General features: G+C 46.7%; 3 protein-coding genes. All 3 read left to right on the plus strand.

What is annotated here, in order from left to right:
* The coding region (locus C0623_03840; GenBank protein ID PLY02478.1) for a hypothetical protein at nucleotides 1-192 on the plus strand (192 nt) is incomplete at its 5' end.
* 554 nt (nucleotides 193-746) lie between these two features.
* Nucleotides 747-2924, plus strand: coding sequence for a hypothetical protein (locus C0623_03845; GenBank protein ID PLY02479.1), 2178 nt, complete (start codon nucleotides 747-749; stop codon nucleotides 2922-2924).
* Between the two features lie 74 nt (nucleotides 2925-2998).
* On the plus strand, nucleotides 2999-3478 hold the full coding sequence (locus C0623_03850) for a response regulator (GenBank protein PLY02480.1): 480 nt from the start codon (nucleotides 2999-3001) through the stop codon (nucleotides 3476-3478).
* The last annotated feature ends 414 nt before the right edge of the window (nucleotides 3479-3892 follow it).

The following is a 3892-nucleotide window of genomic DNA, read 5'->3' on the forward strand; positions in this document are numbered from 1 at the left end:
GGCAAGGAAGCTTTGGTCGAAATAAAAAAACACAATCCTGAGGTCAAAGCCTTCTTTATCAGCGGCTATACCGACGACATCCTGCAGGGTGAAGGGATGGCCGAACATAACGTACCGTTATTGCATAAGCCGATTGCGCCCAAGGTACTGCTCGACATGATTCGGGATATTCTCAAGGGAGAGGGCGACTGATGCCGTATCTTCGGTTTGAATCCGTCATTGACTGCCGGGATGAGATGTCCGCCGGGACGTATAAACCCCGGATGCGGGCTGGCGCTGGCGTTCTGTTGTCGTTGACAGGAATTGCACCCGAATTGTTCCGAAAACTTATGTTCTCAACTGCATAGCCGTTCCGGACCGTAGTCTTCTCCACAAAGTGGCTGCCAGTAGTACTTGGCAAAATGGTAAAATCCTGTTCAGAACTTGCACAGCCGTCAGGGACCTTTTGACTCTTGAAAGGCTCGTAAATTCAACTATTTACACGTTTTCACATAAAGCCTTCTGCGCAGAAATTGAACCGGGACAATGCGGCCATGTATCAAATAAGCCGTTTTATTACAGGAGGTTACGATGTTTTTCCGATTGGCACCTTTTTCGCTAGGATGAAGTTCGTGACCTTTATTAATCGACAAATTAAATCGGGGGCCGGAATCGACGCCTTTTGTTGCCACTAATTTTTCTTACGGTTGATCCATCGGGCAATATTGAATGTCGGTTTTGGATCGTTATCAGGTCAAGGAGGGTGGATGCCAGTTGCAAGAATCCTTATCGTCGATGATGTGCAGCTCGAACGCAAACGTCTTGAAGATTTGTTAACCGACAACGGGTACACGGTTGACACTGCTCATGACGGTGTTGCCGCTCTACAGCATCTCTTTGATACCGACGAACTGCCCGACTTGATACTTTCCGATGTAATCATGCCTAAAATGAATGGTTTTGAACTATGCCGTATGATCAAAGCCGAAGCACCGTTTTCTTCCATCCCCATTTTTTTGCTGACATGCCTGGATGAGCCGACCGCGGTTATCGAAGGTTTGCAGTGCGGTGCCACGAATTTTATTCATAAACCCTACGATGCCGACTTCCTGCTCGAACGAATCGATAGCGTTTTAAAAACCCAAAAATACCGGCAGGGTGACAACCCTGATAAAAACAAGGTTTTTTACGCCGGCAAGGAGTATCAGATTGATTGTGACAGCAATCGGGTGCTTGATTTGCTTTTATCGACTTACGAACATTCCTACCGACAAAATCGCGAATTAATGGCGACGCGCGACAAGCTTAGCGAGGTGAATAAAAGACTCGAAGACGCGGTCGCCAAAACAATGGAAGATTACTATGTCTCGGAAAAAAACCGGCTGTTCAACGAGGGGCTGATCAACTCCATTAGTGCCTCGGATTACCTGATCCTGCTCACCCTGGACCGGACCGGGCAAATTATCAAGGCCAACAATGCGGCGAAAGAATTTTTTGCTCTCCCCGCGGATCACCTGGAGGGAGCATTTATTAATGAGATCGAGGGGCTCGGTAGTAAATTCAAGGAACAAATTAATACCTGCCTCCTTTCCGGAACAGAGATATCGGAAATAGATTTTCCTGTGGAAACAGCGACTCGCGGGACCCGGTGGGGGGTCGCATCACTTTCAAACACTCATGGTCCTGAAGTATTGCGCGAGTCGGTTTTCATTTTCATCCGTGACATTACCGAAAGAAAAATCTTTGAAGATGAGCTTGCATCGAGTCGGGGTGAATTAATGGGCACCCTTGACCAGCTGGCAGCAGCGATTACCAAGGTCACCCAGTTGAAAAATTATGACGTAAGAATCGACCTTCTGCATCACCATTTCTATTTCTGTCATGAGGTCAATCAATGCAACAATGAGCAGTGCCCGCAGTTTGGTTCGGAATCTTATCGGTGTTGGGAATTTGATGCAAACGGTGATGTTGTCTGCAAGGAAGAGTTAAGTGCTCATTGCCAGCAAGATATTTCAACCTGTGATTATTATAAAACAATCATGTCCGAACCGCTGAATCATATTCAGGAGCTATTCAATTGCATGATGGATATTCTGCAGGCCGGTCACAAAAACCTTCAAGATGCTTATGATGAGCTTAGTCATACCCGTGTTCAGAGTTTGCAACAGGAAAAAATGGCCTCAATCGGACAGCTTTCTGCAGGAGTGGCCCATGAAATAAATAACCCGGTTGGTTTTATCTCGAGCAATCTGAGCACAATGAGAAGGTATGTTCAACGCTTTGAGACATTCTTCCAGGAAGCCTCGAAGATCTTCGAAACAAATGGCGGCAATCCGGTTTTTGATGAATTGATGTTGTCTTTTGAGCAGAACAAAATCAGAAAAATTATGGACGATCTGCCAACGTTGGTCGCCGAGTGTATCGATGGTACTGACCGGGTGACCGGGATTGTCAACGATTTGAAAACTTTTTCCAGATCAGATGACGATTCACTCGATTATGTCGATGTCAATGCCTGTATTGACAGCACCCTCAATATCGTCCGCAATGAAATCAAGTACAATGCCGACCTGGTTAAGGAGTACGGACAACTTCCGCTGCTTTATGCAAATAGTCACAAGTTGGGGCAGGTGTTCATGAACCTCGTCATGAATTCCGCACATGCGATTGAGGAAAAGGGGGAAATCAAAATCCGGACAAGACAGGATGATGATAATAATATCGTTGTGATTATTGAGGATAACGGCTGCGTCATGCCTGCAGAAATCCAGTCGAAAATCTTTGAACCTTTCTTTACGACTAAAGAGGTTGGTAAGGGGACCGGCCTGGGAATGAGTGTTGTTTACGACATTCTGCAGAAACATAACGCAACCATCGATTTAGCGAGCGAAGTTGGCAAGGGAACAATGTTCACCCTGACCTTTCCGACAGAAACAAGACAATAGAGGTCTTTAGTAAACGTGTATTTTTCCACTACGGGTTGTATTGCAAGATCAGGAAACCATTCAGAGGAGGATTTATGAACGAGAATAAAATTTTATTGGTCGATGATGAACCATCAGTGCTGAATTCCCTGGAGCGGGTTTTTGCCGACGAGGATTATGAAATATTCAAGGCAGACAGTGGGGAAGATGCCCTGAAAGTTTTGGCAAAGGAGAAAATCAAGCTTATCATTTCCGATGAACGGATGCCGGGAATGAAAGGCTCACAGCTGCTCAGCATGGTTGCATTGCAGCATCCGCAAGTGGTGCGCATAACCCTGACCGGACATGCCAGTATCGACGCTGCAATGAAGGCTTTAAACGAAGGAGAAATCTTCCGCTTTATGTTAAAGCCCTGGAACAATTTTGAGCTCTTGATGGCTGTTCGCGCCGGTATCGAAAAATACGATATTGAAATGAAGAACCGCATGTTGCTGGCCAAACTGCGTACCCAGGAATTACAGATCCAGAAAGCGGAGCGGTTGTCGCCAGGGATAACCGTGCTCGACCAGGGATAATGTCCGGTCGGTGAAATCATGGATATTTCTTATCGATTCACCTTTGCATCAGGCTGGCAGGAGACTCTATCCGTTTCGATTGATTCTGCAACCGCTTTGCAATCCGGTTTGCCTGAGGTTGATGCTTGCCCGGATTGGTCAAGGCTTGATGCTGCAAAATGTCAACATTGCACACTTGACCCGGAAACGCAGACAATATGCCCTGCTGCTTACAGCCTCCTGAATGTCGTCAGCGCTTTTAATGATGTTGACTCACATGAGACGGTCAATCTGCTGGTTGAAATGCCTGACAGGACCGTTTTCCAGAAAACCAGTCTCCAGAGAGCTCTCGGCTCTCTCGTCGGTTTGCTCCTGGCAACGAGTGGTTGCCCCCACCTCGGATATTTCCGGCCTATGGCACGATTCCATCTGCCC

The organism is Desulfuromonas sp. (assembly GCA_002869615.1).
GTDB lineage: Bacteria > Desulfobacterota > Desulfuromonadia > Desulfuromonadales > UBA2294 > BM707.